Here is a 25,467-nt window from a genome sequence, read left to right as displayed (position 1 = left end):
GCAGCCGATCCTCTCACCGCGCAGGCACGCGGCCCCGGATTGCGAGCGGCACCCGCGTGTCAAGTCCCGACCGGGTGACGAGCGGTGGTGCCTCAGGCACGTTCCGCGATGCGGTCGAGCAGCCTGCGGTGCACGGAGCTCGGCAGGAGGTGCGCGACGTCGCCGCCGTAGGTGGCGACCTCCTTGACCAGCGAGCTGGCCACGAAGCTGTACTCGGGGCTCGTCGACATGAAGAGCGTGTCGACGCCGGAGAGCTGCTGGTTCATCTGCGCCATCTGCAGCTCGTAGTCGAAGTCCGTGACGGCACGCAGGCCCTTGACGATCGCCTTGATGTCGTGGGTGCGGCAGTAGTCGACGAGCAGCCCGTGGAACGAGTCGACCCGCACGTTCGGGTACGGCGCGACGATCTCGGCCAGCATCTCGATGCGTTCCTCGACGTTGAACAGGCTCTTCTTCGTCTTGTTGACCAGCACCGCGACCACAACCTCGTCGAAGAGGCCGGCCGCCCGCCCGACGATGTCGAGATGGCCGTTGGTCGGCGGGTCGAACGAACCCGGGCAAACCGCGCGTCTCATCGCGTGAGCCTCACAGATCGGGACCGTAACCCACGTGCAGCACCGTGTCGCCGTAACGGCGCTCACGCGACGCCCGCAGCGGCGACGGCCACTCGAACGGACCGCTGCGCAGGCCGCGCTCGACGACCACCGTCGCACCGCTCGCCAGCCAGCCTCCGGCAGCCGCGGTGGCCAGCCAGCCGGCGATCTCGGTGTCGGGCATGTCGTACGGAGGGTCGACGAGCACGATGTCGTACGGCCTTTCCGGCGCTCCGGAGAGCACGGACGCCACGGGGGCCGCGCTCACCACGGCGCCGGGCAGGCGCAGCTCGGCGACATTGCGGCGCAGCACCTCGGCGGCGCGCCGGTCGGACTCGACGAACAGCGCGTGCTCCGCCCCGCGCGAGAGCGCCTCCAGGCCGAGCGCACCTGACCCTGCGCAGAGGTCCAGCACCGCGGCGCCGTCGAGGCCGGGGTCGTGCTCCAACGCGGAGAAGAGCGCCTCGCGGACCCGGTCCGACGTGGGCCGGGTGCCGCGCGGCGGCACGGCGAGCCGCCGCCCGCCGGCCGCCCCGGCCACGATCCGTGTCACCGCCGGTCAGCCCAGCTCGACCAGCAGGTCGCCGCCTTCCACCTGCTGCACCTTGCCGATGGCGAGCCGCGCGACCGTCCCGTTCTGCTGCGCGGTGATCGACGCCTCCATCTTCATGGCCTCGATCGTCGCGACGGTCTGGCCGGCTTCGACCGTGTCGCCCTCGCCGACCTGCAGCGTCACCACTCCGGCGAACGGCGCTGCGACGTGCTTCGGGTTGCCCCGCTCCGCCTTCTCCGCGGCCTTGACGTCGGTCGCGACCGAGAGGTCGCGCACCGACACCGGCCGCAGCTGGCCGTTGAGCGAGGCGAGCACGTTGCGGAAGCCGCGCTCGTCGGCCTCCGAGATCGCCTCCAGCTCGATCAGCAGGGTCACCCCCTGCTCCAGCCGGACGGTGTGCTCCAGCTCCGGCTCGAGCCCGTAGAGGAAGTCCTTCGTCGAGAGCACCGACGTGTTGCCGTACGACTCGATGTGGCTCGCGAACTCCTTGGCCGGCCCGGGGAAGAGCAGCCGGTTCAGCGTCGCCCGGCGGTCCTCGCGCAGGCCCCGCCGGTCCTCGATGGTCAGGTCGGCCGACTCCTTCGCGGGCGGCCGGCCCTCCAGCGCGCGGGTGCGGAACGGCTCCGGCCAGCCGCCGGGCGGGTCGCCCAGCTCGCCGCGGAGGAAACCGACGACGGAGTCGGGCACGTCGAACTTGCCCGGGTCGGCCTCGAAGTCGGAGGCATCGACGCCGGCGCCGACGAGGTGCAGCGCGAGGTCGCCGACGACCTTGGACGACGGCGTGACCTTCACGAGCCGGCCCAGCATGCGGTCGGCGGCCGCGTACAGGTCCTCGATCAGCTCGAACCGGTCGGCGAGGCCCAGCGCGATCGCCTGCTGGCGCAGGTTCGACAGCTGCCCGCCGGGGATCTCGTGGTGGTAGACGCGCCCCGTCGGGGACGCCAGCGCCGCCTCGAACGGCGCGTAGACCTTGCGCACGGCCTCCCAGTACGGCTCGAGGTCGCCGACGGCGGTCAGCGAGAGCCCGGTCTCGCGCTCGGTGTGCTCGGTCGCCGCGACGAGCGCGGAGAGCGACGGCTGGCTGGTGGTGCCCGACATGCTCGCGACCGCGGCGTCGACGGCGTCGACACCGGCCTCGATCGCCGCGGTCAGCGTGGCCAGCTGGCCACCCGCGGTGTCGTGGGTGTGCAGGTGGACGGGCAGGTCGAAGCGCTCGCGCAGGGCCGTGACCAGCTTGCGGGCCGCCAGCGGCCGCAGCAGTCCGGCCATGTCCTTGATCGCCAGCACGTGCGCGCCCGCCTCGACGATCTCCTCGGCGAGGCGCAGGTAGTAGTCCAGCGTGTAGAGCTTCTCCGCGGGGTCGGACAGGTCCGCGGTGTAGCAGAGCGCCACCTCGGCGACGGCCGTCCCGGTCGCCCGCACCGCGTCGATGGCGGGACGCATCTGCTCGACGTCGTTGAGCGCGTCGAAGATGCGGAAGATGTCCATGCCGGTGCGCGCCGCCTCGTCGACGAACGCGTCGGTGACGGCCGTCGGGTAGGGCGTGTACCCGACCGTGTTGCGCCCGCGCAGCAGCATCTGCGTGCAGATGTTGGGCACCACGTCGCGGATCGCGGCGAGCCGGTCCCACGGGTCCTCCGCGAGGAACCGCAGCGCGACGTCGTAGGTGGCGCCGCCCCAGCACTCGATGCTGAGCAGCTCGGGAACGGTCCGCGCGACGTACGGCGCGACGGCGAGTAGGTCGCGGGTGCGCACCCTGGTCGCGAGCAGCGACTGGTGCGCGTCGCGGAACGTCGTGTCGGTGACCGCGACCGTCTCCTGCGCGCGCAGCCGCGCGGCGAACCCCTCAGGGCCCAGCTCGCGCAGCAGCTGGCGGGAGCCGTCCCGCGCGGGCTTCGAGAGGTCGCAGAGCGGCAGCTTGTCGACCGGCTCGACGACCTGCGGGCGCGGCCCGTTCGGCTTGTTGACGGTGGTCTCGGCCAGGAACTGCAGGATCCGGGTGCCGCGGTCGGCGGGCTGGCGGGCGTGCAGCAGTTCGGGTCGCTGGTCGATGAACGACGTGGTGACCCGGCCCTCTTGGAAGTCGGGGTCGGAGAGCACGGCGGCGAGGAACGGCAGGTTCGTCGAGACGCCCCGGATGCGGAACTCCGCGATCGCCCGGCGCGCGCGGCGCACGGCGTTGGGGAAGTCGTGGCCGTAGCAGGTGAGCTTGACCAGCATCGAGTCGAAGTGCGCGCTGACCTCGGCGCCGGTGTGCGTCGTCCCGCCGTCCAGGCGGACGCCCGGACCGCCCGGAGAGCGGTACGTGCTGATCACGCCGGTGTCGGGGCGGAACCCGTTGGACGGGTCCTCCGTGGTCACGCGGCACTGCAGCGCCGCCCCGTTCAGCGTGATCTGGTCCTGCGTGAGGCGCAGGTCCGAGAGCGTCTTGCCGGAGGCGATGCGCAGCTGGGCGATCACGAGGTCGCGGTCGGTGACCTGCTCGGTGACCGTGTGCTCGACCTGGATGCGCGGGTTCATCTCGATGAAGACGTGGTTGCCGCGCTCGTCGAGGAGGAACTCGACGGTGCCGGCGTTCACGTAGCCGATGTGCTCGGCGAACGCGACGGCGTCGGCGCAGATCCGGTCGCGCAGCTCGGGGTCGAGGTTGGGCGCGGGCGCGATCTCGATGACCTTCTGGTGGCGCCGCTGCACGGAGCAGTCGCGCTCGTAGAGGTGCGCGACGTTGCCGTCGGCGTCGGCGAGGATCTGCACCTCGATGTGGCGCGGGTTCACCACGGCCTGCTCGAGGAACACCGTGGCGTCGCCGAAGGCCGATTCGGCCTCGCGCATCGCGGCCTCGATGGCCTCGCGCAGCTCGGGCGCCGCCTGCACCCGGCGCATGCCGCGCCCGCCGCCGCCGGCGACGGCCTTGACGAAGACGGGGAAGCCGATGTCGTCGGCCGCCGCGACCAGCGCGTCGAGGTCGGTCGACGGCTCGGAGGAGCGAAGGACGCTCACGCCGGCCTCGCGGGCGGCCGCGATCGCGCGGGCCTTGTTGCCCGTCAGGTGCAGCACGCTCGCGGGCGGCCCGACGAACGTGATGCCGGCCTCCTCGCACGCCTGCGCGAGGTCGGGGTTCTCCGACATGAACCCGTAGCCGGGGTAGATCGCGTCGGCGCCCGCCTTGCGCGCCGCCTTGATCACCTCGTCGACGGAGAGGTACGCGCGCACCGGGTGGCCGGGCTCGCCGATCTGGTACGACTCGTCGGCCTTCGCCCTGTGCAGCGAGTTGCGGTCTTCGTAGGGGAAGACCGCGACCGTCGAGACCCCCAGCTCGTAGGCGGCGCGGAAGGCCCTGATGGCGATCTCACCGCGGTTCGCGACGAGCAGCTTGCGGAACACGACGTCCCCTTCCCTGGATCTGCGTCCCGACGCGGCACTGCGATCGGCCGGAAAGCGAACCGTACAGGCGGGTGCCCGGCGTTGCGGAAAAGGCAACAAACTGAGAGCGGTCGCAGCTCCGCACTCGTTCGGCCCCGTGCGCGCGACCACCGGTTCCGGTACCAAGGAGATGTGCGACACCATCCCGGTCACGCTGCAGCCTTTGCCGAGGGACGCCGTTTGCGCGAGACCAGCAGACGGCACACCGGGATGTACCGGGGGCGTCCTCCCCATTGGGGTCGGCCGCCGCACTGGCACGCCGGCAATTGGGGCCACCACCCGCGACGCCGGGGGCCGAACCCGGCGCTCCTGCTGGTGCTCGTGTTTCTGATCCCGCCTGCGGTCGTCGCGGCCCTGACCGTCACCATGCTGGGGATCGCGGCCGTGATCTTCACCGGGGCGGCGCCGTTCCTGATCGCCGGCGGCATCGCCCTCGCGGTCAATCGGTCCAACCGGCGCCGGGCCGCGCTGCGTCGTGGCGGCGCGCCGGGCACCGCGCCGATCCCGGCCCGGCCGGCCGCCCCTCCGCGCCCCGACCTGGTCTGGGCGCACGCCCGGCAGCGGTTCTTCACGCTCCGCGGCGAGTACGCCGCCTACGAGTGCGACACGATGGAGGTGCTGCGCCTGCCCGCGCTCGCCGACGTCTCGGTGCCGAGCACCGCGCGGTTCGTCGACGCCTTCGCGGAGGCGCAGGCGCTGGAGACCGACGCGTTCCCGCCGGGCCAGCACGCCGCGCAGTTCGTCGCGGCCGTCGACAAGGCCGAGCGGGCATGGCGGGCGGCGCGCGACGCGGCCGACCGCATCCGCCTCTCCAACCTCTCCCCCGCCGAGCGCGCCACCGTCGAGCGGGTGATCAAGCTGCTCACCACGGCCCGCGACTCCGACAACGACCCCGAGCGGCTCGCCGCGTACGCCCGTGCCCGCTCCGAGCTCGCGAAGCTCGACCAGGCCGGCGTGATCCCGATCCCGCGCCCGGCGAAGGCTGCGCTCGACGCGGCCGCCCAGACCGCCCTGCCGGCCTGACCTTTACGTTCGGGACGCAATAACTCCCAGGTCAGTCGGTCATTCCGGCCGATTTTGCTCCACTATGGTCTCACCGCGTGAGAGCGCGATGACCGATCACCGTTGGCACGATATCGACCTGATGACCGACCGGGCGCACAGCGCCCGGATCTACGACTACCTGCTCGGCGGCAAGACGAACTACGCCGCCGACCGGGAGGCCGCCGAGGCGCTGCTCGCGCTCACGCCGACGATCCGCGCGACAGCACAGGCCAACCGTGCCTTCATGCGACGCGCAACGCATCACCTGGCTCACGACCACGGCATCAGACAGTTCCTCGACGTCGGCGCAGGCATCCCGACGGCGCCGAACCTCCACCAGGTCGCCCAGGCGGTGCTCCCGGAGTCGCGAGTCGTCTACATCGACAACGACCCCATCGTCATGGCCCACGCGCGTGCATTGATGATCGGCGACCGACGTGGCCGCACTGCTTACATCGAGGCAGACGTCCGCGACCCCGGCGCCATCATCGAAGCCCCGGAGCTGGCAGAGACCCTCGACGTCTCCGAACCGATTGCTCTCAGCCTGTTCGCGCTCCTTCACTTCCTCGAAGACGACGACGCCTACAATGCCGTGCGGGAACTCGTCGATTTCCTCCCGAGCGGGAGCTTCCTCTCCCTGACCGCCGCGTCGGACGAGTTCAACACCGAGATCGCTCATCGGAGCGCCACCGCCGTCCGCGACCACGGGATCAACGTCCGACTGCGCAGCATGGCCGAGATCGAACGGTTCTTCGCCGGCCTCGACCTGCTCGAGCCCGGCCTGGTGCAGGTGCACAGGTGGCGACCTGACGGTGACCTCCCGTCGGCAGCGAGCCTGGATGCGGGCATCGATATCTACGGCGGCGTCGCGCGCAAGTGGTGAGGCGTATAGCGATAAAGCCCAGGTCAGGCGGTCATTCGCACGAATTCGGCTCCACTATGGTCGCCCACGTGAGAGCGCGATGACCGAGCCCCCGCCGCCCGAGATCGACCTGATGACGGACCGGCCGCACAGCGCCCGGATCTACGACTACTACCTCGGCGGCAAGACCAACTACGCCGTCGACCGCGAAGTGGGCGACATCGCGATCGCGTCGTTCCCGCCCATCCGCACCTCGGCCAGGGCGAACCGGGCGTTCATGCGCCGCGCGGTGCGCCACCTCGCCGAGGAGCACGGCATCCGCCAGTTCCTCGACCTCGGCACCGGCATCCCGACCTCACCCAACCTGCACGAAGTCGCTCAGGCCGTGCACCCGGATGCCCGCGTCGTCTACGTCGACAACGACCCCATCGTCCTCGCCCACGCCCGCGCGTTGCTCTACGGCACGCGGGTGGGTCGCACCGCCTACCTCGACGCCGACATCCGCGTCCCCGGTGCCGTGGCCGAGGCGCCCGAGCTGCGCGAGACCCTCGACCTCACCCAGCCGGTGGCGCTCACCGCGTTCGCGATCGTCCACTTCATCGAGGACGACGACATCGCCTACCCGCTGATCTCGCAGCTCATGGACCTCCTGCCGAGCGGCAGCTTCCTCGCGCTGACCTCGGGGACCGACGAGTTCGCCACCACCACGAACACCACGGGCTCGGACGCGTACCGGAAGAAGGGCATCCCGATCACCACGCGCCGCACGCCGGCCGTCGAGCGGTTCTTCACCGGCCTGGAGCTGCTCGACCCCGGCGTGACCCGCGTCCACCGGTGGCAACCGGAGCACGAGCTGGGCACGGAGTCCGGCGCCGCGCTCGACGAGCTCGTCCACCTCATCGGCGGGGTCGGCCGCAAGCCGTAGGGCGCCTTGGGTGGACGGGTGCAGGGCGCGTTGCGCGCGCGAGGGCAGCAAAGCCACTTTCCGGCCCTCACAGGGCAGGAAAGTGGCTTTCCTGCCCTCCCCGCGGCCACCGCATGCGACGCGTGCGTTGCGCATGCATCGCGCCAGGTGCGGCGCCCTCAGACCTTGTCGAGGTAGGCGGCGCGTTCCTCGTCGCCCACCACCTCGCCGACCAGCGCGGCGAGCCCGGGGTGGCCGCGCAGCTCGGGGTCGTGGGCGACGATGTCGGCCGAGTAGACCTGTGCCTTCGCGATGATCTCCTCGTGGCGCAGGAGCGAGAGCAGCTTCAGCCCGGAACGCCGGCCCGACTGCATCGCGCCCAGCACGTCGCCTTCGCGCCGCAGCTCCAGGTCGAGCCGGGCCAGCTCGAACCCGTCGGTGGTGCCGGCGACGGCGTCGAGCCGCTCCCGGGCGGTCGTTGCTGCGGGCATGTCGGTGACCAGCAGGCAGACCCCCGGCGCCGACCCGCGCCCGACGCGCCCGCGCAGCTGGTGGAGCTGGGACAGGCCGAACCGGTCGGCGTCGAGGATGACCATGCCGGTGGAGTTGGGCACGTCCACCCCGACCTCGATCACGGTGGTGGCCACGAGCACGTCGAGCTCGCCGCGTTCGAAGGCCCGCATCACGGTGTCCTTCTCGTCGGGCGGGAGCTTGCCGTGCAGCACCCCGAGCCGGAGCCCCTCCAGCGCGCCCTCCGCGAGCTTCGGGGCGACCTCCAGCACCGCGAGCGGCGGCCGGCGGGCCGTGCCCTCGTCGGAATCGGCGCCGATGTCGGGGTCGTCGGTGTCGACGAGGTCGGCGTCGGGGTCGGCCTTCCCGGTGTCGCCGCCGACCCGCGGGCACACCACGTACGCCTGGTGGCCCTGCGCCACCTCCTCGCGCACCCGCCGCCACACGCGCTCGAACCAGCTGGGCTTCTCCGCCAGCGGCACGACGGTGGTCGCGATCGGCGAGCGGCCGCCAGGCAGCTCACGCAGCGCGGAGATCTCCAGATCGCCGTAGACGGTCATGGCGACGGTCCGCGGGATCGGGGTGGCGGTCATGACCAGCATGTGCGGCGCCAGCTCCCCGCGCCCGCGCAACGCGTCGCGCTGCTCGACACCGAAGCGGTGCTGCTCGTCGACGACGACCATGCCGAGGTCGGCGAACCCGACGTGGTCCTGGATGAGCGCGTGGGTGCCGACAACGATCCCGGCCTCGCCGGACTGCGCGTCGAGCAGCGCCTTGCGCTTGGCCTTGGTGCCCATCGAGCCGGTGAGCAGCGTGACGCTCGTGGCGCGCTCGGCCGCGCCGAGCTCGCCGGCCTGCCCCAGCGGCCCGAGGAGATTTCGTAGCGAGCGGGCGTGCTGCGCAGCGAGCACCTCGGTCGGCGCCAGCAGCGCGGCCTGCCGGCCGGCGTCGACGACCTGCAGCATCGCCCGCAGCGCGATGACGGTCTTGCCTGCGCCGACATCGCCTTGGACGAGCCGGTTCATCGGGTGGGTGCGCTCGAGGTCGGCGGCGATCTCGGTGCCGACGGCCCGCTGCCCCTCGGTGAGCGTGAACGGCAGCCGCTCGTCGAACTCCGCCACCAGCCCGCCGGGGCGCAGCGGGCACGGCGCTGCCGGCCGGGACGACGTCGCGTGGCGGCGCAGCGCCAGGGCGAGCTGGACGCCGATCGCCTCGTCCCAGACGAGCCGGTTGCGCGCCGCGTGGAAATCGGCCTCGCTCTCCGGCACGTGGATCCGCCGCAACGCCCTGCCCAGCTCGGCGAGCCCCTCCGCGCGGCGCAGCTCGGCCGGCAACGGGTCGCTCGGGTCGTCGAGCATGTCCAGCACCTGCCGCACGCAGCGTGCGATCTCCTGGGAGGTGATCTTGGCCGTCGCCGGGTAGACCGAGATGAACGGGCGGATCTCGTCGGTCTCGTCGAGCGGCTCGAACTGCGGGTGGGTGAGCTGCAGCTTCCGGTTGAACACCCCGACCTTGCCGGAGAACACCGCCCGGACGCCCGGGTGGATGAGGTGCTGCACCTTGTGCCCGTTGAAGAACGTGCAGTCGAGCTGCGCGCCCTTCTCGTCGCGGATGACGACGGCAAGCAGCTTGCCGCGTCGCGCGCGCATGTCGCGCAGCACCGCCTTCTCCACCTGCGCGACGAGCGTGGCGTGCTCGCCGATCTCCAGGCCCGCGATGTCGGTGAGCTTGCCCCGGTCGACGTACTTGCGCGGGTAGTGGCGCACGAGCTCGCCGACCGTGTTGATCTCGAGCTGCGCGGAGAGCGCATCGGCCGCGCGCTTGCCGATGATCGGTTGCAGCGGCGAGAGCAGATCGATGTCCGGCTCGGCGCTCATTCCACCCCCAACACGAGCGGGAAGTCGCGCTGCCCGCCACGATGCACCACGACGTCGACCTCGGGGTGGGTGCGGCGCAGCTCGGCCGCCAGCCCCTCGCCGAGCGCCTCGTCCACTTCCTCGCCGAGCAACGCGGTGACCAGCTCACCACCTGCCAGCAACATACGGTGAGCCAACCACAACGCACCGACAGGAAGATCAGGGGCGATCAGCACGACCTCGCCGTCGAACAGTCCGAGCACGTCACCGGGTTCGCAGCGGCCCACCCACGTCAGCGCCTCCGACTCGGCGACCAGCAGCGCGGCCGTCCGGGTGCCGGCCGCCGCCTCCGCCATCGCGACGACGTCGTCGGCAGGACGTCGCTGCGGGTCGTGCACCGCCAGCGCGGAGAGGCCCTGCAGCACCGACGCGGTCGGCAGCACCAGCACCTCCTGACCGTCGCGGCGCGCGACCGCGGCGGCCCGCTCCGCGGTCGCGGTCAGCTCGGTGTGGCCGGGCATCAGCACGACGTGGCGGGCGCGGGTCCCGGCGAGCGCTGCGGCCAGTTCGGCGTCGCCGATGGGCAAGTCCGCCTCGCGTTCCAGCACGTCGGCGCCCGCCTCGCGGGCGAGCTCGGCCACCTCACCACCGGTCACGACCATGAGCACGGCCCGTGGCCGGGAGAAGCGATCGCCAGTAGCCCCTTCCGCGATCTGGTCGGTGAACCGGATCACGGTGATGCGGTGCGGCCGGCCTGCAGCCATGCCGGCCTCGATCGCCGCACCGACGTCGAGGCAGTGCACGTGGACGTTCCACAGCCCGCTCCCGTCGCCGACGACGGCAACGCAGTCGCCCAGCGCCTCCAGCTCACCGCGCAGCACCTCGACGGCCGCCTCGTCGGCGTCGAGCAGGTACATGACCTCGTAGTCGAATTGCAGCGAGCCGCCCTCGCGCTCGGCGGTCAGCGCGTCACGGCCGCGGGCGAGCGGGCGGGCGCTGCCGCCGATCGGGAGCGCCTCGACGCCCGGCCGCCCGCTCAGCAGGCAGGCGAGCGCGTCGAGCACGAGGTAGAGGCCGAGCCCGCCCGCGTCGACGACACCCGCCCGCGCCAGCTCCGGCAGCTGGGCCGTGGTCGCGCGCACCGCGACCGCCGCTGCATCGGCGGCCGCGACGGCGGCGTCGACGAGGTCGCCGGAACGCCGGGCCGACGCCACTTCGGCGGCCGCCGCCAGCACCGTGAGCACCGTCCCGTGACGGGGCCGGGAGATCGCGGCGCTCGCGAGCGTCGACGCCCGCGCGAGCGCGTCGGCGAACACGGCGGCGCCCGACCCGGCCTCGGCATGGGCGGTCACCGATTCAGCGATCCCGCGCAGGACCTGCGAGAGGATCACCCCAGAGTTGCCGCGCGCACCCGTCAGCGCTCCGCGGGCGAGCGTGACCGCCACCTCGGCCGTCCCGGCGTCCGCTGTGCCGTCCTCGCGCATGCCACGGCGCACGGCGTCCACCGCCGCGCGCATCGTGAGCAGCAGGTTCGTCCCGGTGTCGCCGTCGGGCACCGGGAAGACGTTGATCCGGTCGACCTCGCCGGAGTGCCGCGCGAGCGCCTCCGCCGCGGCGTTGGCCCATGCGGTGAGCAGCGCTGCGTCCAACGTCGAAGGCACAGCGGGAGGGTAGCGACCGGGTGGTGTGCGGCCCGCCGGACGCCGCAGGTATCCTTGACTCTCGCGCCCGGGGACAACCCCGGCTACCGCTTGTTCGTCTACCCGAGGAGTGTCCGACGTGGCTGCCGTCTGCGACGTCTGCGGCAAGGGTCCGGGCTTCGGCATGTCCGTCTCGCACTCGCACCGCCGTACCCACCGCCGCTGGAACCCGAACATCCAGACCGTTCGGGCCCGCATCGGCGGTGGCAACCGCCAGCGCCTCAACGTGTGCACCTCCTGCCTGAAGGCAGGCAAGGTCGCCCGCGCCTGAGCGCACCCACCTGACGGCGTCCCGCTCGAGCGGGGCGCCGTTTTGTGTTTCCACGTCGCGGACGAGGGATGAGAATCCGTGGTGGGGCTGGGACGTGTGCGTTCCGCGCGCAAGGGCAGGAAAGCCACTTTCAGACCCTGTGGGGGCAGGAAAGTGGCTTTCCTGCCCTCCACACGCACGCGGAGCAGGTGGCCGCCCCTCGCAGCGGCCCACACACCGGGCCGGAAGTGAACGAACGGCACTTTCGTCCATCCCTAGTGGACGAAAGTGCCGTTCGTTCACCGACCCGGTGCCCTAGTTTGGCCGGCGTGAGTGTTCGGGGGCGGAGCTACTGATACGTCGGGCCGACGGAGCTGATGAACACCGCGGTCCACCGAGGCGCCGGATCCCGGATCAGCTCCGCGGCCGAGTTCGGCAGCTGGGCCGCTGAGCGATCGGCGGCGGAGCTGGCCGAGCCGTTCACCTTCGTGATCGACACGGGTGGAGTTCTCCGGCTCGCACCTCGGCGTAGCGAGCACGTCGCTTGTGCGGGCGGCGAGCCGGTGCTGAGTGCCGGCGAGATGCGTTTCGAGCGCGACGCAGGCCGGTGGGCGGTGAGCGAGGTCAGCAACCAGTCCACGGGGTACTGCCCTGACCTCATCACCTGGCCGGACGTCGCGCGCGCTTTGGATGGCGTGGAGCTCGGGCGGCCGTCCGGCTTCACCCACGAGGTGGTGTTCCGGTGGTGCCCTGGTTGTCAGGAGCACACCCGAGGTGTGGAACGTCGACGAGGCTTACTAGGGCAGCTTCCAGTCAACAGGCTCGCCACCCAGCTCCTCGAGCAGCGCGTTGGCTCGACTGAAGGGCTTGGAGCCGAAGAACCCGCGGTCGGCCGACATGGGGCTGGGGTGGGCCGACTCGATGCACGGCACGTCGACGAGCAGCGGCACGAGGTTGCGGGCATCACGGCCCCACAGGATCGCGACGAGCGGCTCGCTGTCGCGGGCCACCAACGCCTTGATCGCCTGCTCGGTGACGGCCTCCCAGCCCTTGTCGCGGTGCGACGCGGGGGCGCCGGGCGCGACCGTCAGCACCCTGTTGAGCAGCAGCACACCCTGCTCGGCCCACGGCGTCAGGTCACCCGTCGACGGTGCGGGGTGGCCGAGGTCGGCCGTGTACTCCTTGAAGATGTTCGCGAGCGACCGCGGGACCGGGCGGGTCTCCGGCGACACCGAGAACGAGAGCCCGATCGCGTGCCCCGGCGTCGGGTACGGGTCCTGCCCCACGATCAGCACGCGCACGCCGTCGAACGGCTGGGTGAAGGCGCGCAGGACGTTCGCACCCGCGGGGAGGTAGCGACGCCCGGCCGCCATTTCGGTGCGGAGGAACTCCCCCATTTCGGCGATCCGCGGTGCGACCGGCGCAAGCGCCCGCGCCCACCCCGCCTCGACGACCTCTTCCAACGGGCGCGCCATCAGGACAACCTCCGGAGTTCGGCGCGGAACCGCTTCCCGCGCTGGATGTAGCTCTGCACCGCGTAGTCGAAGGCGCCCTCCGGCACCTCGTGGTCCTCACGGACCCGGGCCGGCACGCCGAGCGCCATGCGCCGGGCCGGGATCTTCGTGTTCGGGGAGACGACGGCGCCCGCGGCGACCACCGCGCCCTCCCCGACCTCGGAGCCGTTCAGCACCACCGAGCCGGACGAGATCAGCGCGCGGTCGCCGACCGTCGCGCCCTCGATGTGGACGTTGTGCCCGACCGTCACCTCCGCCCCGATGATCGTCGGCTGGTTCTCGGTGCAGTGGATGACCGTGCCGTCCTGCACGCTCGAGCGGGGCCCGATCTCGATCCGCCCGTTGTCCCCACGCAGCACCGCGCACGGCCACACCGTGCTCTCCGCGCCGACCGTGACGTTGCCGATCACCACGGCATCCGGGTGGACGTAGGCGTCGGGATGGATGTCGGGCTCGACATCACCCAGCGCGTAGAGAGGCACCGCGGCAGCATAGAGGTGACCCGCCCCACCACCCGGCCGACGGTCCACCCCGAAAGTTCCCCACCGTTTTGCCTACTTGCAGACCCCTGGGGGTCTGCAGGTTGGCAAAACGGTGGGGAAGTTGGTCAGTCGTCCGGCATCTTCTCGGCCAGCTCGTCGACGACGAGCAGGTCCTGGCGCACGGCGCCGCTGCGGTAGGCCGAGCGCCCGACGAGCTGCGCGATCACCGGCGCCGTGATCACCTGGAAGAGCCCGACGAGCACGAGCGTCACGGCGCTCTCCAGCTCCAGGCGCACCGCCGCGCCGGCCAGCACGAGCAGCAGCCCCAACGTCTGCGGCTTCGTCGCGGCCTGCAACCGCGAGGGCAGGTCAGGGAGACGAACCAGCCCAACCGCGCCCAGCAGGCACGACAGCGCCCCGACCAGCAGGAACACCGACGAGATGACGTCGCGGATCATCGGTGCCTCCGCCTGCGCTCGGCCAGGCGCGCCGCGGTCGCCGAGCCGACGAACCCGACCAGCGCAACGGCCGCGAGCAGCGGGATGTTCGAGCCGTCCTGGAAGATCGCGATGTAGACGGCCGCGGCCGCGACGACGAGCACGACCAGCACGTCGAGCGCGGCGATGCGGTCGAGGGTGTCGGGCCCGCGCAGCAGCCGCACGATCGTGAGCGCACCGGCGGCGGTGAGCATCACGAGGACGATCGTGAAGACGACGGTCATCGGGCCTCCCCCGCCGCGATCAGCCGGTCGGCCTCCGCGCGTTCGTCGGCGGAGCCCAGCGCGGCGAGCACCTTGCGCTGCATCTTCAGCGTCCGCATCCGGGCCCGCTCGACACCGGCGCGGTCGCGCGGCCCGAGCGCGTAGACGTACCAGACGCCGTGGTCGTGGTCGATCTGCAGCGCCATCGTCCCCGGGGAGAGCGAGAGCGCATTCGCCATCACCGTGACCACCCGGTCCGACGTCGAGAGCAGCGGCACCTCGACGATCGCTCCCCGCGCAGCCGGGCCGCGGCGCAGCGTCTCCCAGCTCACCTCGGCGGCCGAGACGACGAGGTCGTAGATCAGGTACGCGAAGAGCGCCAGCAGGTGCAGCGGCCTGATATGCAGCCTTTCCGGCACGAGCGGCTGGCGGAAGACCACCATGACGAGCACCGCGACGACCACGCCGCCGACGATCGTGAGCGGCGTGAACGTGCCCCACAGCAACACCCAGACGATCGTCAGCCAGAGGACGCCGGCCAGCCTGCGGATCATCGCTCCCCCTCGGCGCCGAGCACCGCCGACCGGTACGGGCCGCCGTCCAGCAGATCGGTGCCCGCGCGGCCGGTGACCTCGCTGAGCGGCCCCGCGAAGACGGCGATCGCGAGGCTCACGGCCACCAGCCCGGCCGTTGCGGTGTACATCGGGACGGACGTCCGCGCGGTCCCGACGATCACCTCGTCGTCCGGGTCGTCGTCGGGGATGGGCGGCTTCGGCTCGCCCCAGAACACCCGCACCCACACCCTGACCAGCGCGTAGAGGGTGAGCAGGCTGGCCACGACGACAACGCCCGCCACCACCGTCGGCCACGGCCCTGCCGCAACACCGGCCTGCAGGAGCGCCAGCTTGGCGACGAATCCCGCGGTCGGCGGCAGCCCGGCGAGCGTCATCGCCGGGATCGCGAAGAGCGCGGCGAGGGCGGGTGAGACCTTGGCCAGCCCGCCCATCTGGTCGAGCGCCACCGTTCCCGTCCGCCTGGTGATCAGACCGCTGACGAGGAACAGCGTCGCCAGCACCGTGATGTGGTGCGCCGCGTACAGGGCCGCGCCGGAGACGCTGGCGGCGTCGAAGACCGCCAGCCCGAAGAGCATGAACCCGATGTGGCTGACCAGCAGGAACGACAGCAGCCGGTTGATGTCGTTCTGGGCGAGCGCACCGAGCGCGCCGACGAGCATCGTCGCGACGGCCAGCACGAGCATGAGCGTCCACGGCTCCTCGCGGCTGAACAGGAGCGTCTGGGTGCGCAGCAGCGCGTAGAAGCTGACCTTGGTCAGGAGGCCGGCGAAGAGCGCGGCCACGGGACCCGGCGCGTTGGGGTAGCTGTCGGGCAGCCAGAAGTGCAGCGGCACGATCGCCGCCTTGATCCCGAACACCACGAGCAGCATCAGCCCGAGCACGGTCCGCAGCCCGGGCGGCACCGTGTCGATCCGGCCGGCGATGTCGGCGAGGTTCACCGTGCCCGTCGCCGCGTAGACCATCGCGATCGCGGTCAGGAACAGCAGCGACGACATGAGGCTGACCGTCACGTACGTCATGCTCGCCCTGATCCGGATCGCGCTGGTGCGGCGCGTGATCAGCACGTAGGACGCCGTCAGCATCAGCTCGAACGCGACGAACAGCGTGAACAGGTCGCCGGTGAGGTACGCGAGCGACACCCCGGCGCACAGCATCAGGTACATCGGGTGGAACGTCGTGCTCGCGGCGCCGCGGCCGTAGTCGACGATCCGCTGGTCGATCGCGTAGACCAGCACCGCGAGCGTCACGAGCGTCGAGACCAGCAGCAGCAACGCGGAGAGCCGGTCGGCGACGAGCGCGATCCCGACCGGCGGCGCCCAACCGCCCAGCTCCGCGACGATCGGACCGCCCGCGTCGGCGTTGACGAGCAGCACGGCGGCGATCACCGCGACGGCCGTCAGCGTGACGATGCCGATCGCGCGCTGCAACGCCGCCGACCGCCCGGCGAGCACGGTCAACGCGGCGCCCAGCATGGGCAGCAGGACGGGAAGCGCCAGTAGCGCGCTCATCGCACTCACGACGTCCCCCGGCTCCGCCGGTGTGCCAGGAAAGCCACTTTCCTGTCCGCAGGCGCCAGGAAAGTGGCTTTCCTGGCAACCCCTGGGGTGGGTGTCGAGGGGGTCATTTGTCGCTCCCCTCGCTTGTGGGGGCCAAGTCGTCGGCCGGGTCGTCCAGGCCGCCGGCGGGGACCTCCTGGCTGGCGATGCGGCGGTCCTCGACGTCGTCCTGCACCTCGTCGTGCCCGACCAGCACGAACGAGCGGTAGCCCAGCGCGAGCAGGAACGTCGTCAGCGCGAAGGTGATCACGACGGCGGTCAGCGCCAGCGCCTGCGGCAGCGGGTCGGCGACGAGCGCACCCGCCGGCACCTCCCCGACGATCGGCGCCCGGCCGGGCGGCCCGCCGACGAGCTGCAGCAGCAGGTTCGTGCCGTGTCCGAGCACGACCACCCCGATCAGCACACGCATGAGCGACCGCTGCAGCAGCAGGTAGAAGCCGACGGAGTAGAGCACGGCGACGACGAGCGCCATCGCCAGGTTGATGGTGATCACGCCTGCTCGCCCTCCTCGCGCATGTCGCGTTCGATGCCCGAGCCGAGCGAGCGGAGCAGGTCGATCACCACCCCGATGATCAGCAGGTAGACCCCGACGTCGAGGAACAGGCTGGTCTGCACGGCGATCGTGCCGAGCAGCGGCACGTCGAGCGCCCACTTCGCGCTGGAGAGCACGGGCAGGCCGAACGCGAGCGGCACCACCGCGACCAGCAGCGCCACCGCGAGCCCGGTCCCGACCAGCACCGGCGGCCGGATCCGCACCACCGCGCCCAGGTCCTCGCTGCCACCGGCGATGTAGCGCAGCACGAACGCGAGCCCGGCCACCAGCCCCGCCGCGAACCCGCCGCCCGGCCCGTAGTGCCCGACGAGCAGCAGGTAGAGCGAGAACACCAGCACGGTCGGGAAGAGCGCCCGCGTCGTCATCTCCAGCAGCAGCGTCCGCTGCCGGACGCCGCGGCAGTCGCCCGAGAGCAGCCAGGCCTGCCGGGGCCGGTCCCACGACTCGAAGGGCGTCGGATCCTCCTGCTGCGTCATCCGCGCACCTCCTCCTCGTGCTCGGGGGTCCCCTGCCCGGTCTTCGAGCGGCGGTCGTGCCGCGTGGCCAGCACGAGGCTCGCGACGCCCGCGGCCGCGATGAACAGCACGCCGATCTCGCCGACGGTGTCGAGGGCGCGGAAGTCGACGATGATCGCGCTGATGACGTTGTCGGCACCCGCGCCGGAGGGCGCCAGCTCGAAGAACTGGGCGCTGGCCGCGGCCGGTCCGCTGCGCGCGGCGGAGAGCAGCACGCCGATGCCCGCCACGGTGATCCCCCCGAGCGCCGCGACGACCGCCTTCGGCACGATCACGCGCCGCCGCGGCGACTCCTCGGTGAAGTTCGCCGGCAGCCTGCGCAGCACGAACACGAACACGACCAGCGAGAGCGTCTCGACGAGGAACTGCGCGAGCGCGAGGTCAGGGGCGCCGTCGACGATGAACAGCCCGCCGACGCCGTACCCGATCACGCCGACGAGCAGCACAGCGGTGAACCGCCGCCGCGCCTTCACGACGGCCAGCGCCGCGACGATCACGGCCAGGCCGAGCGGCACCTGCATGATCACGTGGAAGAGCGGCTGGTCCGTGGGCCACCCGCCGGCCAGCAACGCGGCCGTCCCCGGCAGCACGATGACGGTCACGAGGATCGCGCCGAGGTAGAACGGCAGCGAGCCCAGCTGCAGCCGACCGGTGACGACCACTGCCGCCCGCCCGATCCCGGCGATCACCCCTTCGTAGCCGCGCTGGGCGTCGAACGGGCCTGCGCCGAGCGGCCGCAGCACTGCCCGGAAGCGGTGCAGGAGCAGGCCGCCGGCCAGTGCGACCGCCGAGAACAGCAGCGGCAGCCCGAGCCCGTGCCACAGCGCGAGGTGGTAGCCGCCGGGCCCGACGTACCCCTCGCCGATCGCCTCGACCAGCGGGTACCCGATCCCCAGCGCGAGACCGGCCAGCGCGCACACCCACGACGGGACGGTCAGCAGCAAACCGGGCGCGCGCACCGTCGACGGCTCCACGCCCGGCTTGCTCGCGAACGCGCCCCACAGGAACCGCGCGGTGTAGGCGACGGTGAGCACCGAGCCGGCCAGCAGCGCGAGGGCTACCGGCCACCGGCCGTCGTCGAGGAACGCCGCGAACGCCGCTTCCTTGCCGACGAAGCCCAGCAGCGGTGGGATCCCCGCCATCGACGCCGCGGCGAGCGCCGCCGTGATCGCGGTGCCGGGCAGTACCTTGCGCAACCCGGACAGCTTGCGGACGTCACGCGTCCCGGCCGACCGGTCGACGGTGCCGACCACGAGGAAGAGCGGCGCCTTGAACAGGCCGTGCGCAAGCAGCATCGTCACACCGGCCAGCGCCGCGGTGCGCCCGCCCGCGCCCATCAGCGCCATGAGGAACCCGAGCTGGCTGACCGTGCCGAAGGCGAGCAGCCGTTTGAGGTCGGTCTCGTGCAGCGCGCGCCACCCGCCGAGCAGCATCGTCGCCGCGCCGAACACGACACACGGCACCCACCAGACCGCGAGGTCCGCGAATCCCGGCGACAGCCGCGCGACGAGGTACACGCCCGCCTTCACCATCGAGGCCGCGTGCAGGTAGGCGCTGACAGGCGTCGGCGCCACCATGGCGGCCGGCAGCCACGGGTGGAACGGCAGCTGCGCCGACTTGGTGAAGGCTCCCAGCAGGATCAGCACCAGCGCGAGCGGCACGAGCCCGCCGGCGGGCGGGTCGGCGAGGATCTCCGAGATCCGGTACGTCCCGGCGGCCTCGCCGAGCAGCACGAACCCGAGCAGCATGGCCAGCCCGCCGAAGACGGTCACGAGCAACGCCTGCACGGCGGCCCGCCGGCTCGCGCGACCCTCGCCGCTCTGTCCGACGAGCAGGAACGACGTGACGGACGTGAGCTCCCAGAACACGTACAGCGTGAACAGGTCGTCGGCGAGGACCAGCCCGAGCATCGCGCCCGCGAAGGCGAGCAGCAGGGCCGCCGACCGCGGTGCCTCCTCCGCACGTCGCTCGAAGTAGCCCGCGCAGTAGACGATGATCACGGCACCGACACCGGAGACGAGCACGATCATCGCGAGCGCCAGCGCGTCGAGCCGGAAGCTCAGCTCCAGGCCCAGCGCCGGGGCCCACGCCGTCGTGCTGGCGACGCCGCCGTCCAGCGCATGACCGATCTGCGTGAGCGCCCACCCGAACGCCGCCGCCGGGGGCAGCGCCGCGACCAGGAACGCGGCACGCGTCGAGCGTGCTGACACGAGCGGGAGCAGCACAGCGATCGCGAGGTGGGCGACGACGAGTGCCAGCACGCATCTCCCGTTTCGTCGGCTGGAGCGAGATCAGGACAAACCCGACCCTATCGATTTCCGCAGGTGAGCAGGCTCACGCCACGTTCCTGGAACGATCCAGATGATCCTTTCGCTATACCTTGCGTGACCCGAGAGAACAGGAGGCCAGCCATGGCAGCCCGCATCCGCCGCGCACTCCGTCGTATCGACGACTGGACGCTGACGGCCTTCAACCCGCGCTTCCCGACCCCGTCGCGCGAGCGCTGACCCTCAGCTCGTCGCCGGTGGCCGCAGGCGGACCCACGCCAGGAAGACCACCGCGATGACGAGCATCCCGATCCCCGTCCAAAGGTTCATGTCGATCCCCGCCGACTTCTCCAGTTGGCGGGGATCGTTGTCGAACAGCCCCAGCAACGTCAGCACGATGCCGTAGACGCCGAACAGCAAGGCGATCACGGTGCGCAGGTCGAACAGCGCGGCGGCGGAGCTCGACACCTCTTCCGGTTGCTCGGACATCCGTTCTCCTTCCGCGCTCACGGGACGACCAGGTAGAGGCCGACGGTCAACAGCAGCACCAGCCCGCCGAGCAGCGCGGGCGAGCGGTACCAACCGGCATCCTCACCGGTGGTCGAGTGGCTGCGGTCCTCCTTCGAGGTCAGCGCCCACACCAGCCCGACCAGCTCGGCGTCGGGCTTGGGTGCGGTGACCATCGAGACGATCACCGCAACGACGATGCCGACGACGAACGCGGCGCTCGCGCCGACGAAGCTGCCTGCCTGACTGGATAGCGCGAGCACCCCCGAGCGCACCAGCACGTCGACGGTGACGGCCGCGATCGTGCCGGAGATCAGGCCCGTCCAGCCGGCGTGGCCGGTCATCCGCTTCCAGAACAGGCCCAGGATGAAGATCGCGAAGAGCGGGGCGTTGAAGAAGCTGAACAGCGCCTGGATGTAGTCCATCAGGTTTTGGTAGCTGCCGGCGAGGAACGCCGTGCCGATCGCGAGCAGGCAGCCGATCACCGTGACCGCCCGGCCGACCTGCAGGTAGTAGCGGTCGTCCCTACCGGGCCGGATCCAGTCCTGCCAGATGTCGTAGGTGAAGACGGTGTTGAGCGAGCTGACGTTGGCCGCCATGCCAGCCATGAACGCGGCGAGCAGGCCGGCGAGCGCGACTCCCAGCACGCCGTTCGGCAGCACCTCGCCCATCAGCAGCGACAGCGCGTTGTTGTAGGTGACGTCGGACTGGCCGCCGGTCTTGAGCGTGGTCAGCTGCGGCACCAGCACGCCGGCGACCATGCCGGGGATCACGATGACGATCGGGATGAGCGCCTTCGGGAAGGCACCGATGATCGGCGTGCGCCGGGCGGCCGACATGCTCTTCGCCGAGAGCGCGCGCTGCACCTCGGCGAAGTTCGTCGTCCAGTAGCCGAACGAGAGCACGAAGCCGAGCCCGAACACGATGCCGAGCACGGAGAGGAACGGGTTCGCGATCTCCGTCAGCGACGTGCCCGGCCACGACGACAGCTGCTCGGCCCCGCCCACCGCGGTGATCTTCTCCTGGAGCCCCGCCCAGCCGCCGACCCGCGCGAGCCCCGCGACGGTGAGCGGGATGAGCAGCGCGAGGATCACGAAGAACTGCAGCACCTCGTTGTAGATCGCGGCGGACAGGCCGCCGAGGAACGTGTAGCTGAGCACCACCAGCGCCGCGATCGGGATCGCGACCTGCAGCGACCAGCCGAGCAGCGCCTCCATGACCAGCCCGAGCGCGAACAGGTTGACCCCTGCGATCAGCACCGACGCCAGCGCGAACGTCAGCGCGTTGACCCGCTGGGTGGTGGTGTTGAAGCGCTTGCGGAGGAACTCCGGGACGCTGCGGGCCTTGCTGCCGTAGTAGAAGGGCATCATCACGATGCCGAGGAACACCATCGCCGGGATGGCGCCGATCCAGTAGTAGTGCACGGTCGGCACGCCGTACTGGGCGCCGTTCGCGGTCATGCCGATCAGCTCGATCGCGCCCAGGTTCGCCGAGATGAACGCGATCCCGGTGACCCACGCGGGCAGCGCGCGACCGGAGAGCAGGAAGTCCAGGCTGGACGAGATGGACCGGCGAGCCATGACGCCGATGCCCAGCACCAGCAGGAAGTAGAACGCGACGAACACGTAGTCCACGAAGGTCGTGTCCAGCCGCAGATCGGTTTGCGCAAGCAGCGTCATCGAGGCCCCTCCACCCATCCGCACCGGCCTGCGAATCATTCGCCAGTCGCGCGGACCGCGCCACAGCTGGCGGCGACACGTTCGGCTGGCGCTGGGCGGGATACGTGCGATCCGCACGCAAGGGCAGGAAAGCCACTTTCCGGCCCTCACAGGGCAGGAAAGTGGCTTTCCTGCCCTCCCAACGCGCCCACCTCCCCCGCGTAGCCCAGGGCGGGTCGGGGGTGCCGGGAACGTCGGCCGCCCCCTTGCCCGTGGACCTGCGACGTGCCATCGTCGCGGGGCCCTTCCCGGCCGGCGGATGGGCCATCCGACGGCGGGGGGTCGCGAGTGGGCTGCTCGGTGGCACCGTGACCAGCTCGGTCGAGACGATCACCGGCGGCCGCCCGGACGCACCGCCACCAGCACGCAGGCCGCGCCGACGCGGCGATCGGGACGCGTGGCCGCTGCTCCTGCCCGCCCTGCTGCCCGTCGCGCTCTTCAGCGTCTACCCCCTGCTGCAGGGCCTCTACCTGGGCTTCACCGACAGCCGCGCCGGACGCAACGTCGTCACCAGCTTCACCGGACTGGACAACTACGCGGCGCTGCTCGGCAACGAGCTGTTCTGGTCGTCGTTCCGGATCGGGCTGATCTGGGCGTTCTCGGTGACCGTCCTGCAGTTCGTCGCCGGGCTGGGGCTGGCCATGCTGCTGGACCTCGACCTGCGGCTGCGCTGGCTCGCGCGGACCCTCGCGCTGATCCCGTGGGCCATGCCGCCGGTGGTCATCGCGATCATGTGGAAGCTGCTGCTCAACCCCAACTACGGCATGGCGGGCAACGTCAACTGGCTCGGCGAGTTCAGCACGGCGCTGCCCGCGGTGATCGTCGTCGGGGTGTGGGCCGGCATGCCGCAGACGACGATCACCCTGCTGGCCGGGCTGCAGTCGATCGACGCCTCGCTGCACGAGGCTGCCGCCGTCGACGGCGCGGGGACGTGGCGCCGGTTCTGGCACGTCACCCTGCCTGGGCTGCGGCCGGTCGCGGTGGCCGTCACGACGCTCGACTTCATCTGGGCGTTCAACTCGTTCGGGCTGGTCTACGTGCTCACCGCGGGCGGGCCGGGCGGGCAGACGATGCTGCCGATGCTCTTCGCCTACAACGAGGCGTTCCGCTACGGCAACTTCGGCTACGCCGCCGCGATGGGCAACGTGATGGTGGTGCTGATCGTCGGATTCTTGCTGTTCTACCTGCGCTCGCAGCTGCGGAGGCAGGCATGACCGCGCGCCGGGCGGGGCAGTACGTCGCGCTGCTCGCCTATCTCGTGTTCCTCGCGTTCCCGCTGCTGTGGCTGCTCTCCACCGCGTTCACGACGCCGGCGGAGCTGGCCAGGGCCGGGTCCGGGCTGCTGCCGGGGGCGCCGACCCTGGATAACTTCGTCGACGTGCTCCAGCGCCGGAACCTCGCCGGCGCGGCGTGGAACAGCGCGCGGGTGGCGCTCGGCGCGACCGTGCTGGTGCTGGTCATGGCGCTGCCCGCGGCGTACGGGCTGGCCTGCTTCCGCACGCGCCTGAAGGTCGTCGCGAACGGGTGGGTGCTGGTCAGCCAGGTGTTCCCGGTGATCCTCGTGGTGATCCCGCTGTTCCTGATCCTGCGGCAGGTGCGGCTCAACGACAGCCTCGTCGGGCTCACCGTCGTGCACGCCGTCTACGCGCTGCCGTTCGCGCTGTGGATGCTGCAGGGCTACATCGCCGCGATCCCGCGCGACGTCGAAGAGGCCGGCGTGATGGACGGCGCCGGCCGGTGGCGGGTGCTGTGGAGCATCATGGCGCCGCTGCTCGCGCCGGGGCTCGTCGCGACGGCGATGTTCACGCTCATCTCGTCGTGGAACGAGTTCTTCTTCGCGCTCGTGCTGATCCAGAGCGACACCAAGGAGACGCTGCCGCTCATGCTCGCGCGGTTCGTCGGCGCGGAGGGGCAGGTGCAGCTCGGCGCGCTCGCCGCAGGCGCCCTGCTCGCGATCGTGCCGAGCCTGTTGTTCTTCGCCGCTGTGCAGCGCCGGCTGACGTCGGGGCTGCTCAGCGGGGCGGTCAAGGGATAGGAGACGACCATGCAAGGACGCCGGCTCGCTGTGGCGATGCAGGGGGTGGCCGTGCTGGGTGCGGCCGCGCTGCTCGGGGCGTGCGCCACCACCCCGATCGACGACGAGCAGGGGCCCGCAACCGGGCCCGTCACGCTGACGTTCCAGAGCCTCGCGTTCCAGGAACCGAGCGTCGCGGCGACCAAGAAGATCGTCGACGACTGGAACGCCGCACACCCCGACATCACGGTGAACCTCTCGCAGGGCAGCTGGGACGCAGTGCACGACCAGCTGGTGACGCAGTTCCAGGGCGGCACGGCACCGGACGTCATCCACGACGAGTCGGCCGACATCGCCGGCTTCGCGCGGCAGGGCTACCTCGCCGATCTCGCCCCGCACATCCCGGCGGCCACCCGCGCCGCGGTGCCGCAGGGCGTCTGGGACGCCGTGACTGTCGACGGCAAGACGGTCGCGGCGCCGACACTCCTGCAGACCTACGTCGTGTTCGCGAACACCGCCTTGCTGCAGCAGGCCGGGGTGGCGCTGCCGACCGGCCCGACGTTGACGTGGGACGCGCTCGCCGCCGCGGCCAAGCAGGCCACGACCCCGTCCGCGAAGGGGCTGGGCTGGGGGCTGCGCCAGCCGACGGCGACGGTCGTCGGGCTCGGGCCGAACTTCGACGCGAAGTTCTTCACCGGCAGCGGCGACACCGCCGACGTCGTGATCGGCGACGCCGAGCTCGAGGTGCCGCGCCGGATCCACCAGATGGCGTTCACCGACGGCTCGCTCGACCCGACCTCGCTCACGCAGAGCGGCACAGACGTGGTGAAGGCGTTCCTCGGCGGCCGCTACGCGATGATCGTCGCGGGCAGCTTCATCGCGCAGCAGATCAAGGAAGGTGCGCCGCCCGGGTTCTCGTGGACGGTGCTCCCGCCGCTCGCCGGGACGTCGGCGAACCAGGCCGCGAACCCGCAGACGCTGTCGGTCCCCGCGGACAGCCCGAACGTCGCGCAGGCCGCGGCGTTCATCGACCATTACATGCAGGCGCAGAACCTCGCCGCCGTCGCGCAGGGCGAGTGGCTCATCCCGACCTCGGCCGCGGCGCGCGACGCCGTCACCACCGCGACCGGCGGCAAGGACGGCTGGGGCGCCACGCTCGCCGGGGCTGACAACCTGGTGACTGCGCCGTTCCAGACGGTCACCAAGTACCCGCAGTGGAAGGACCAGATCGCCACGCCCGCCCTGCAGCGCTACCTGGCGAACCAGATCGACCTCCCCACCCTCCGCACCCAGCTCGCGGACGGCTGGAAGCAGGTCGCCGGCTGACGACTTCCCCACCGTTTTGGGTGGATGCGCGCCCGCGGAGCGCGC

General features: G+C 71.6%; 24 protein-coding genes. 7 read left to right on the top strand and 17 right to left on the bottom strand.

Going from position 1 to position 25,467, the window contains the following annotated elements; translation table 11 throughout:
* Positions 1–92 precede the first annotated feature (92 nt).
* The 3 genes from coaD to LL648_RS10970 are packed head-to-tail and all read right to left on the bottom strand — an operon-like array spanning position 93 to position 4,530.
* The gene (coaD, locus tag LL648_RS10980) at positions 93–575 is read right to left on the bottom strand and encodes a pantetheine-phosphate adenylyltransferase (protein WP_232662387.1); all 483 of its coding nucleotides are present in this window, start codon (positions 573–575) and stop codon (positions 93–95) included.
* Between the two features lie 10 nt (positions 576–585).
* Positions 586–1,146, bottom strand: a complete 561-nt coding sequence (gene rsmD / locus LL648_RS10975; protein WP_232662386.1) for a 16S rRNA (guanine(966)-N(2))-methyltransferase RsmD — start codon at positions 1,144–1,146, stop codon at positions 586–588.
* Between the two features lie 6 nt (positions 1,147–1,152).
* A complete protein-coding gene (locus tag LL648_RS10970) occupies positions 1,153–4,530 on the bottom strand; it encodes a pyruvate carboxylase (RefSeq protein ID WP_232662385.1) in 3,378 nt (1,125 codons plus the stop codon).
* A 354-nt stretch (positions 4,531–4,884) separates the two neighbouring features.
* Between LL648_RS10970 and LL648_RS10965 the strand changes: the two genes are divergently transcribed.
* The 3 genes from LL648_RS10965 (at position 4,885) to LL648_RS10955 (ending at position 7,400) form a co-directional block, all read left to right on the top strand.
* Entirely contained in the window at positions 4,885–5,592 is a 708-nt protein-coding gene (locus LL648_RS10965) for a hypothetical protein (RefSeq protein WP_232662384.1), read from the top strand.
* 88 nt (positions 5,593–5,680) lie between these two features.
* Positions 5,681–6,496, top strand: coding sequence for an SAM-dependent methyltransferase (locus LL648_RS10960; RefSeq protein WP_232662383.1), 816 nt, complete (start codon positions 5,681–5,683; stop codon positions 6,494–6,496).
* A 79-nt stretch (positions 6,497–6,575) separates the two neighbouring features.
* On the top strand, positions 6,576–7,400 hold the full coding sequence (locus LL648_RS10955) for an SAM-dependent methyltransferase (RefSeq protein WP_232662382.1): 825 nt from the start codon (positions 6,576–6,578) through the stop codon (positions 7,398–7,400).
* Between the two features lie 158 nt (positions 7,401–7,558).
* Here the strand turns inward: LL648_RS10955 and recG are convergent, their stop codons facing one another.
* Both recG and LL648_RS10945 read right to left on the bottom strand, forming a co-directional pair.
* Positions 7,559–9,766, bottom strand: coding sequence for an ATP-dependent DNA helicase RecG (gene recG / locus LL648_RS10950; RefSeq protein ID WP_232662381.1), 2,208 nt, complete (start codon positions 9,764–9,766; stop codon positions 7,559–7,561).
* Entirely contained in the window at positions 9,763–11,406 is a 1,644-nt protein-coding gene (locus LL648_RS10945) for a DAK2 domain-containing protein (protein WP_232662380.1), read from the bottom strand. The genes recG and LL648_RS10945 overlap by 4 nt, the downstream gene beginning before the upstream one ends.
* 118 nt (positions 11,407–11,524) lie before the next feature.
* On the opposite strand from LL648_RS10945, the gene rpmB reads away from it, so the two are divergent.
* Positions 11,525–11,716 carry a 50S ribosomal protein L28 gene (gene rpmB, locus LL648_RS10940; protein ID WP_219419272.1) on the top strand — a complete coding sequence of 64 codons (192 nt, stop codon included), beginning with the start codon at positions 11,525–11,527 and terminating at the stop codon, positions 11,714–11,716.
* Positions 11,717–12,044: 328 nt separating this feature from the next.
* Here the strand turns inward: rpmB and LL648_RS10935 are convergent, their stop codons facing one another.
* The 12 genes from LL648_RS10935 to LL648_RS10880 all read right to left on the bottom strand — a co-directional run bounded on the left by LL648_RS10935 (position 12,045) and on the right by LL648_RS10880 (position 22,043).
* The gene (locus LL648_RS10935; protein ID WP_232662379.1) at positions 12,045–12,194 is read right to left on the bottom strand and encodes a hypothetical protein; all 150 of its coding nucleotides are present in this window, start codon (positions 12,192–12,194) and stop codon (positions 12,045–12,047) included.
* Positions 12,195–12,492: 298 nt separating this feature from the next.
* The gene (locus LL648_RS10930) at positions 12,493–13,173 is read right to left on the bottom strand and encodes a uracil-DNA glycosylase (RefSeq protein WP_232662706.1); all 681 of its coding nucleotides are present in this window, start codon (positions 13,171–13,173) and stop codon (positions 12,493–12,495) included.
* On the bottom strand, positions 13,170–13,691 hold the full coding sequence (locus LL648_RS10925; RefSeq protein ID WP_232662378.1) for a gamma carbonic anhydrase family protein: 522 nt from the start codon (positions 13,689–13,691) through the stop codon (positions 13,170–13,172). Before LL648_RS10925 ends, LL648_RS10930 begins: the two co-directional genes overlap by 4 nt.
* Positions 13,692–13,816: 125 nt before the next feature.
* The gene (mnhG, locus tag LL648_RS10920; protein ID WP_232662377.1) at positions 13,817–14,149 is read right to left on the bottom strand and encodes a monovalent cation/H(+) antiporter subunit G; all 333 of its coding nucleotides are present in this window, start codon (positions 14,147–14,149) and stop codon (positions 13,817–13,819) included.
* A complete protein-coding gene (locus LL648_RS10915) occupies positions 14,146–14,412 on the bottom strand; it encodes a monovalent cation/H+ antiporter complex subunit F (protein ID WP_232662376.1) in 267 nt (88 codons plus the stop codon). The genes mnhG and LL648_RS10915 overlap by 4 nt, the downstream gene beginning before the upstream one ends.
* Positions 14,409–14,945, bottom strand: a complete 537-nt coding sequence (locus tag LL648_RS10910) for a Na+/H+ antiporter subunit E (protein ID WP_232662375.1) — start codon at positions 14,943–14,945, stop codon at positions 14,409–14,411. Before LL648_RS10910 ends, LL648_RS10915 begins: the two co-directional genes overlap by 4 nt.
* Positions 14,942–16,474 (bottom strand): Na+/H+ antiporter subunit D, encoded by a 1,533-nt coding sequence (locus LL648_RS10905; protein ID WP_232662374.1) that lies wholly within the window; start codon positions 16,472–16,474, stop codon positions 14,942–14,944. Before LL648_RS10905 ends, LL648_RS10910 begins: the two co-directional genes overlap by 4 nt.
* Positions 16,475–16,586: 112 nt before the next feature.
* Positions 16,587–17,012 carry a Na(+)/H(+) antiporter subunit C gene (locus LL648_RS10900; protein WP_232662705.1) on the bottom strand — a complete coding sequence of 142 codons (426 nt, stop codon included), beginning with the start codon at positions 17,010–17,012 and terminating at the stop codon, positions 16,587–16,589.
* A complete protein-coding gene (locus tag LL648_RS10895; RefSeq protein WP_232662373.1) occupies positions 17,012–17,551 on the bottom strand; it encodes an MnhB domain-containing protein in 540 nt (179 codons plus the stop codon). Before LL648_RS10895 ends, LL648_RS10900 begins: the two co-directional genes overlap by 1 nt.
* Positions 17,548–19,851 (bottom strand): hydrogen gas-evolving membrane-bound hydrogenase subunit E, encoded by a 2,304-nt coding sequence (gene mbhE / locus LL648_RS10890; RefSeq protein WP_232662372.1) that lies wholly within the window; start codon positions 19,849–19,851, stop codon positions 17,548–17,550. The genes LL648_RS10895 and mbhE overlap by 4 nt, the downstream gene beginning before the upstream one ends.
* 249 nt (positions 19,852–20,100) lie before the next feature.
* A complete protein-coding gene (locus tag LL648_RS10885; RefSeq protein WP_232662371.1) occupies positions 20,101–20,346 on the bottom strand; it encodes a hypothetical protein in 246 nt (81 codons plus the stop codon).
* 17 nt (positions 20,347–20,363) lie between these two features.
* Positions 20,364–22,043: a sodium:solute symporter family protein gene (locus tag LL648_RS10880; RefSeq protein ID WP_232662370.1), complete on the bottom strand. Its 1,680-nt coding sequence runs from the start codon at positions 22,041–22,043 to the stop codon at positions 20,364–20,366.
* 347 nt (positions 22,044–22,390) lie between these two features.
* Here LL648_RS10880 and LL648_RS10875 point away from each other — a divergent pair, with 347 nt between their 5' ends.
* From LL648_RS10875 to LL648_RS10865, 3 genes are read left to right on the top strand one after another with little or no spacing between them, the layout of a single operon-like run.
* Positions 22,391–23,296 carry a carbohydrate ABC transporter permease gene (locus tag LL648_RS10875; RefSeq protein ID WP_232662369.1) on the top strand — a complete coding sequence of 302 codons (906 nt, stop codon included), beginning with the start codon at positions 22,391–22,393 and terminating at the stop codon, positions 23,294–23,296.
* The gene (locus LL648_RS10870; RefSeq protein ID WP_232662368.1) at positions 23,293–24,117 is read left to right on the top strand and encodes a carbohydrate ABC transporter permease; all 825 of its coding nucleotides are present in this window, start codon (positions 23,293–23,295) and stop codon (positions 24,115–24,117) included. Before LL648_RS10875 ends, LL648_RS10870 begins: the two co-directional genes overlap by 4 nt.
* A 9-nt stretch (positions 24,118–24,126) precedes the next feature.
* A complete protein-coding gene (locus LL648_RS10865; RefSeq protein ID WP_232662367.1) occupies positions 24,127–25,422 on the top strand; it encodes an ABC transporter substrate-binding protein in 1,296 nt (431 codons plus the stop codon).
* The last annotated feature ends 45 nt before the right edge of the window (positions 25,423–25,467 follow it).

The sequence above is a fragment of the Pseudonocardia sp. TRM90224 genome, assembly GCF_021245725.1.
Lineage (GTDB): Bacteria > Actinomycetota > Actinomycetes > Mycobacteriales > Pseudonocardiaceae > Pseudonocardia.
The sequence above is the reverse complement of the archived record's forward strand: the minus strand, read 5'-3'. Positions and strand labels throughout refer to the sequence as shown.

Bases quoted from the DNA above. Each gene is read 5' to 3' on its own strand.
- LL648_RS10910 (WP_232662375.1), bottom strand. From the start codon at position 14,945: ATGATCCGCAGGCTGGCCGGCGTCCTCTGGCTGACGATCGTCTGGGTG.
- coaD (WP_232662387.1), bottom strand. From the start codon at position 575: ATGAGACGCGCGGTTTGCCCGGGTTCGTTCGACCCGCCGACCAACGGC.
- LL648_RS10870 (WP_232662368.1), top strand. From the start codon at position 23,293: ATGACCGCGCGCCGGGCGGGGCAGTACGTCGCGCTGCTCGCCTATCTC.
- LL648_RS10880 (WP_232662370.1), bottom strand. From the start codon at position 22,043: ATGACGCTGCTTGCGCAAACCGATCTGCGGCTGGACACGACCTTCGTG.
- mnhG (WP_232662377.1), bottom strand. From the start codon at position 14,149: ATGATCCGCGACGTCATCTCGTCGGTGTTCCTGCTGGTCGGGGCGCTG.
- LL648_RS10905 (WP_232662374.1), bottom strand. From the start codon at position 16,474: ATGAGCGCGCTACTGGCGCTTCCCGTCCTGCTGCCCATGCTGGGCGCC.
- LL648_RS10895 (WP_232662373.1), bottom strand. From the start codon at position 17,551: ATGACGCAGCAGGAGGATCCGACGCCCTTCGAGTCGTGGGACCGGCCC.
- LL648_RS10960 (WP_232662383.1), top strand. From the start codon at position 5,681: ATGACCGATCACCGTTGGCACGATATCGACCTGATGACCGACCGGGCG.
- LL648_RS10955 (WP_232662382.1), top strand. From the start codon at position 6,576: ATGACCGAGCCCCCGCCGCCCGAGATCGACCTGATGACGGACCGGCCG.
- LL648_RS10915 (WP_232662376.1), bottom strand. From the start codon at position 14,412: ATGACCGTCGTCTTCACGATCGTCCTCGTGATGCTCACCGCCGCCGGT.
- LL648_RS10865 (WP_232662367.1), top strand. From the start codon at position 24,127: ATGCAAGGACGCCGGCTCGCTGTGGCGATGCAGGGGGTGGCCGTGCTG.
- LL648_RS10885 (WP_232662371.1), bottom strand. From the start codon at position 20,346: ATGTCCGAGCAACCGGAAGAGGTGTCGAGCTCCGCCGCCGCGCTGTTC.
- recG (WP_232662381.1), bottom strand. From the start codon at position 9,766: ATGAGCGCCGAGCCGGACATCGATCTGCTCTCGCCGCTGCAACCGATC.